Below are 6,000 nucleotides of genomic sequence, written 5' to 3'. Positions count from 1 at the left end.
CGAGCGCACGTCGCGTTCCCCCCCGACGCCCCGAAGCGCCGAGGGGCTCGCGGGGCGCGTCCTTCGGGGCGTCCGGGGGGCGACCGGGGGTCTGTCGACGTTGGGGGGCGTCGGGGACGGGGCGCGGTCCGTTCCCTCGAGCGGCGTCGAGGGGCCGGCCCGTGGTGACGGTCGTGGCGGGACCACGACGACGCCGCGCCGTCCCGGGGGACGGCGCGGCGACGTGGGGCGGTGGGGATCCGCCCGCGATGGTCGGGGTGACTGGATTCGAACCAGCGACCACTTGACCCCCAGTCAAGTGCGCTACCAGGCTGCGCTACACCCCGACGCGCGGCCCCAAGCATACGCGCCCCCCGCGGCAGGGTCAAACCCCGAGGGGCGCAGCGACGCGCTCAGGCGCCGGGCGTCGCGCCGGGCGCGTGCCGGTACACCGGCGCGTCGGACGGAGGTAGCGGCGTCACGCCGCGGATCAGGTCCGCCGCCCGCTCCGCGATCATCATGACCGGCGCGTAGATGTTGCCGTTCGTGATGATCGGCATGACCGACGCGTCGACGACCCGGAGGCCTTCGGTGCCGTACACCCGCATCGTCGACGGGTCGACGACCGCCATCGCGTCCGTCCCCATCTTCGCGGTGCCGGACGGGTGCAACGCGGTTTCCGCGTCGCGCGCCACCCAATCGAGGATGGCCTCGTCGCTCTCGACCGACGGGCCCGGCGACAACTCGCCCGCGTTGTACGGCTCGAACGCCGGTTGCGTCAGGATGTGCCGCGCCAAGCGGACCGCTTCCAGCCATTCGCGCCGGTCGTTCTCCGTCGAGAGGTAGTTGAACTGCATCGAGGGCTTCACCGTCGGGTCGCTCGAGACGATCTTCAGTTCGCCGCGGACGTCGGAGAACATCGGCCCGACGTGCACCTGGTAGCCGTGCCCCCCGGCGGGGGAACTGCCGTCGTAGCGGATGGCGAGGGGGAGGAAGTGGAACATCAGGTTCGGCCAGCCCACCTCGTCGTTCGAGCGGATGAAGCCGCCCCCCTCGAAGTGGTTCGTGGCGCCCGCCCCGCGGCGGAAGAACAGCCACTGGAAGCCGACCCACGGGCGGCGCCACCAGGCCAACCAGGGGGACATGGAGACCGGCTGCTTCGAGGCGTACTGGATGTAGACCTCCAGGTGGTCCTGCAGGTTGCGTCCCACGCCGGGCAGGTCGACGATCGGCTCGACGCCGACCGACCGCAGGTGTTCCGCCGGCCCGACGCCCGACACCTGCAGCAGTTGCGGCGTCGCGATCGCGCCGCCCGACAGGATCGTCTCGCCCGCCTCCACCGTTCGCGTGCGGCCCGCGTGCACGTACTCCACGCCGGTCGCGCGGGTGCCGTCGAACAGGACGCGGCGCACGAAGGCGCGGGTCCGAACGGTCAGGTTGGGGCGCGAGCGGATCGGCTTCAGGTACGCCTTCGACGCCGACCAGCGGCGGCCGCGGTGGACGTTCCGGTCGAACGCCGCGAAGCCCTCCTGCTTGTAGCCGTTGACGTCGTCCGTGAGCGGGTACCCGGCCTCCTGGACGGCGTCGAAGAAGGCGCGGAAGAGGGGGTTCGTCGCCGGGCCCCGCTCGAGGACGAGGGGACCGTCCCCGCCGCGCCAGGCGTCCTCGCCCGCCAGGCAGGTCTCCATCCGCTTGAAGTACGGCAGGCAGTGCGCGTAGTCCCAGTCCTCCATGCCGGGCGCCTCCGCCCAGCGGTCGTAGTCCATCGGGTTGCCGCGCTGGAAGATCATGCCGTTGATGCTCGACGACCCGCCCAACACCTTGCCGCGTGCGTGATACACCCGGCGTCCGCCCATGTGCGGTTCGGGATCGGATGCGTACTGCCAGTCGTAGCGGGGGTTGCCGATCGGGAACGGCAGCGCCGCCGGCATGTGGATGAACACGTCCCACGGCCAGTCGGCGCGGCCGGCCTCCAGCAGCAACACCCGCGTGTCGGGATCCTCGCTCAGGCGGGCGGCGAGCGCCGACCCGGCGGACCCACCCCCGACGATGACGACGTCGAAGCGTTCGTCGCTCATGACGCCTCCTTCCTGCCTCCGCGCGGCGCGCCGCGCGGACGACTCGAGGGAGGCTACCAGCGTTTCCCGGGCGTTCCGGCCCGCCGACCGTGTCAAGGCCGCCCGAGCGGGGCGGCGAACCGCGTACGCGACGCGCTTCGTGACACGTACCGTTCCAGGCCGCAAGGGGCAAACGGCCCGGGTCGTGCTACGTTCCATCCGGTCCGCACGCCGGACCGCGCCCTGCGGCGTCGCCCTCGCGAACGTGACGAGGCGCCGACCCGCGCACGACGGGCGCGTTGCACGGCCATGACGTCCTTGCGTCATCGTTCCGTCAGGGGGATTCGCCCCCGCGTTCGGGGGATCCGCCCCCGCGTCATGTCTCGGAAGGAGCATTCCGTTGCAAAGGTTCCGCCTCGTACCCGCCCTCCTCGCCCTCGCGGCGTTCGTCGTCCCGACGAGCACCGCCCAGGCTCAGGACGAGCTCGTCGTCTCGCTCTCGAGCGACCCGACGTCCCTGTTCATGCCCCGCACCTCCGACCGGACCGCGTCCAACGCCGCCTGGTCGCTGTTCGATTCCCTCGTCTGGATCGACGACGACGGCAACCTCGTGCCGGCGCTCGCCACCGACTGGACGATCTCCGACGACGGCACCGAGTACGTCTTCGAGCTCCGGGAGGGCGTGACGTTCCACAACGGCGAGACGTTCGACGCCGAATCGGTCGTCGCGACGTGGGAGACCGGCCAGGACGAGTCGAACGACTACGCCAGCGCCTTCAGCGCCGCCGACCTCGTCGAAGCGATCGACCCGTACACCGTGCGCATCACGACGCCGGAACCCAACGCGATCTTCCTCACGACCATGGCGAACAACTGGGCGATGGTGCCGCCGGCCTACATCCGCGAGGTCGGCCTCGACGCCTTCGCGCAGGACCCGGTCGGGACCGGTCCCTTCCGCTTCGTCGAGCGCACGCCGGGCGAGCGCATCGTCATGGAGGCCAACCCCAACTACTGGGCCGACGGCCTGCCCCGCGTCGACCGCCTCGTCTACCGCGTCATCCCCGACGGCTCGACCCGCCTCGCCGCCATCCAGACCGGGGACGTCGACGTCGCCAACCGCCTCACGCCCGACCAGGTGACCGCCCTCGAGGGAAGCGACGACGTCGAGGTCGTCAGCTACCTCAACGACCGCGTCTACTACGTCGCCTTCAAGAACATGGGCGCCGGCGTCGGGACCCCCCTCGAGGACCGCCGCGTCCGCCAGGCGCTGAACTTCGGTCTCGACCGCTTCGGCATCAACCAGGCGATCTTCAGCGGCCAGGCGAACGCCGCCCCCGGCTTCGTCGTCGAAGGCAACCTCGGCTACGACGCCGACGCCATGCAGCCGTTCCCGTACGACCCCGACCGCGCCCGCGAGCTGCTCGCGGAGGCCGGCTACGAGGACGGTTTCGAGATCACCATGGGGTGCCCCGCCGACGGCTACGTCAACATCAACGAGGTGTGCCAGGCGATCGCCTCCAGCCTCGGGCAGATCGGCGTGGACGTCGAGGTCGACTTCCAAACGACGAACGCCTACTGGAGCGAACCCAACTACGCGGTCACCGGCCCGATGTACGTCGACAGCTGGTCGTCGGAGTTCGGGGAGGCCATCCCGCGCCTCGACGGCGCCCTCACCCCCGGGAACTACTACAACACCTGGGAGGACGAGCGCATCGCGGACCTGATCCAGGAGATCCAGCGCGAGGTCGACCGCGACGCCCGCGCGGAGCTGTACGGCGAGATGCACGAGCTGATGCGCGAGGACCCGCCCTTCATCTACCTCTACCAGCCGGTGATCTTCGAGGCGATCGACGCCGACCTCGAGGGCTACCAGCCGCGCGCGGCGGAGGAGTACTACCTGCGCTCGGTCGGCTTCGCCGACTGAGGCCCCGTCGGGCCGACCGTCCGCGGTCGGCCCGACCCCTATGTTTCGATGATCTCTTTCTTCGCCCGCCGGGTCGGCGAATCGCTGGCCCTCATCCTCGGCGTCCTGGTGTTGGTGTTCTTCCTCGTGCGCCTCACCGGCGACCCGGTCGGCCTCATGATGCCCAAGGAGGCCCCGCCCGAACAGCGTGAAGCGTTCGCGGCGGAGATGGGGCTCGACCGGCCCCTCCCCGTCCAGTTCGCCGACTACATGACGGGCGTCGCGCGCGGCGACTTCGGCGATTCGTTGCGGCAGCGCCGCCCCACCCTCGAGATCGTCGCCGAACGCCTCCCCGCCACGTTCCAACTGGCGCTCGCCGCCCTCGCCTTCGCGGTCCTCGCCTCCGTCCCCCTGGGCTTGGCGGGCGGCATGCGGCCCGGCACGTGGATCGACGCCCTCGCGCGCGGCGTGGGGTTGGCGGGCCAGACCGTCCCGAACTTCTGGCTCGGGATGCTGTTCATCGTGTGGTTCGCCGTCGGGCTCGGCTGGTTCCCCGCCTTCGGGCGGGACGGGTTCGACTCGATCGTGCTGCCCGCCGTCGCGCTCGGGTTCGCCGGCATGGGGCAGCTCGTGCGCCTCACGCGTTCCGCGGTGCTGGAGGTACGCCGAAGCGATTTCGTTCGGACCGCCCAAGCGAAGGGCGTCGCGGGCGCCCGCGTGTCGCTGAAGCACGTTCTCCCCAACGTCGCGATCCCCATCGTCAGCGTCCTCGGCATCCAGTTCACGTACCTGCTCGGCGGCTCGGTGTACATCGAGGTCGTCTTCGCCTGGCCCGGCCTCGGGACCCTCCTCGAGACCGCGATCCGCGACACCGACTTCCCGTTGGTGCAGACGATCACGATCTTCCTGTCGTTCTTCGCGATCTCGATCCACCTGCTCACCGACCTGGCGTACGGCCTCATCGACCCGCGCCTGAGGGCCGCATGACGTCCCCGACGTCCGCCCCCGACGCGGGCCCACCGGTCGCGGGCGACGCGCACGCCGGCGAGGGGCTGTTCTCCCCGCGGCGCCTCGGGCGCGCGCTGCTGCGCAGCCCCGCCGGGCTGTTCGGCGCGGGGCTGGTGCTCCTCATCGCCGCCGCGGCGGTGTTCGCCCCGTGGGTCGCGCCGTACGGCCCCTCCGATGCGGACTTCCTCTCCGCCCGCATTCCGCCCGCCTGGAACCCGGAGGGCAGCGCTGCCCACCTCCTCGGCACCGACCAGTTGGGGCAGGACCTCTTCAGCCGCATCGTGTACGGCGCCCGCGTCTCCCTCCTCGTGGGGGTGTTCGGCGTGACGTTGTCGGTGACGATCGGCGTGACGCTCGGCCTGCTCGCCGGGTACTTCGGCGGTCGGCTCGACGGCGTGATCACGGCCTTCACGAACCTGCTTCTGTCGGTGCCGTACCTGGTGCTCGTCATCGTGATCGCGACGATCCTCGGGCGCAGCCTCGTCAACGTCATCCTGTTGTTCGGCGTGACCAGCAGCCCCGTCTTCGTTCGCGTGACCCGTGGGCAGGTGCTGCGCCTCAAACAGCTCGCGTACGTCGAGGCGGCGCGCGGGCTCGGGGCGTCGTCGGGCCGGATCATCCCCCGGCACCTGCTGCCGAACCTCGTCGGGCCACTCGCGACCCTCGCGACGTTCGAGATGTCCGCCATGATCTTCTACGAAGCCGGCCTCGGCTTCCTCGGGCTCAGCGTCCCGCCGGAGGTCCCCAGTTGGGGGAACATGCTGTCGCTCGGGCGGCGCTTCCTGACGACGGAGCCGTGGATGGCGATCTTCCCCGGCCTCGCGATCGCCGTCACGACCCTCGGCATCAACCTCGTCGGGGATTGGTTGCGCGACGCCCTCGACCCGCGAGCGGGGGAGGGGTGAGCGGGCCGGACGCCCCACCCCCCGCCGGCCCCGTGGCGCCCGACCCGTTCGCGTTCGACGCCGTCCTGCTCGACATGGACGGCACCCTCGTCGATACCGAGGGCGCCTGGTTCGACGCCGAACGCCGCGTCGCGGCCCGCTACGGCGT

General features: G+C 71.2%; 4 protein-coding genes and 1 tRNA gene. 3 read left to right on the top strand and 2 right to left on the bottom strand.

Annotation, left to right across the window (positions count from 1 at the left end; genetic code table 11):
- Window positions 1-249: 249 nt before the first annotated feature.
- Window positions 250-326, bottom strand: a tRNA-Pro gene (locus tag RI554_10115).
- A gap of 66 nt (window positions 327-392) precedes the next feature.
- Window positions 393-2,057: a choline dehydrogenase gene (betA, locus tag RI554_10110; protein MDR9392369.1), complete on the bottom strand. Its 1,665-nt coding sequence runs from the start codon at window positions 2,055-2,057 to the stop codon at window positions 393-395.
- A gap of 379 nt (window positions 2,058-2,436) precedes the next feature.
- Here betA and RI554_10105 point away from each other — a divergent pair, with 379 nt between their 5' ends.
- The 3 genes from RI554_10105 to RI554_10095 are packed head-to-tail and all read left to right on the top strand — an operon-like array spanning window position 2,437 to window position 5,852.
- A complete protein-coding gene (locus tag RI554_10105; protein ID MDR9392368.1) occupies window positions 2,437-3,960 on the top strand; it encodes an ABC transporter substrate-binding protein in 1,524 nt (507 codons plus the stop codon).
- 48 nt (window positions 3,961-4,008) lie between these two features.
- Window positions 4,009-4,926 carry an ABC transporter permease gene (locus RI554_10100; GenBank protein MDR9392367.1) on the top strand — a complete coding sequence of 306 codons (918 nt, stop codon included), beginning with the start codon at window positions 4,009-4,011 and terminating at the stop codon, window positions 4,924-4,926.
- Window positions 4,923-5,852: an ABC transporter permease gene (locus RI554_10095; GenBank protein MDR9392366.1), complete on the top strand. Its 930-nt coding sequence runs from the start codon at window positions 4,923-4,925 to the stop codon at window positions 5,850-5,852. The genes RI554_10100 and RI554_10095 overlap by 4 nt, the downstream gene beginning before the upstream one ends.
- The last annotated feature ends 148 nt before the right edge of the window (window positions 5,853-6,000 follow it).

This window comes from Trueperaceae bacterium (assembly GCA_031581195.1).
GTDB lineage: Bacteria > Deinococcota > Deinococci > Deinococcales > Trueperaceae > SLSQ01.
This window is presented reverse-complemented; position numbering and strand designations above follow the sequence as displayed.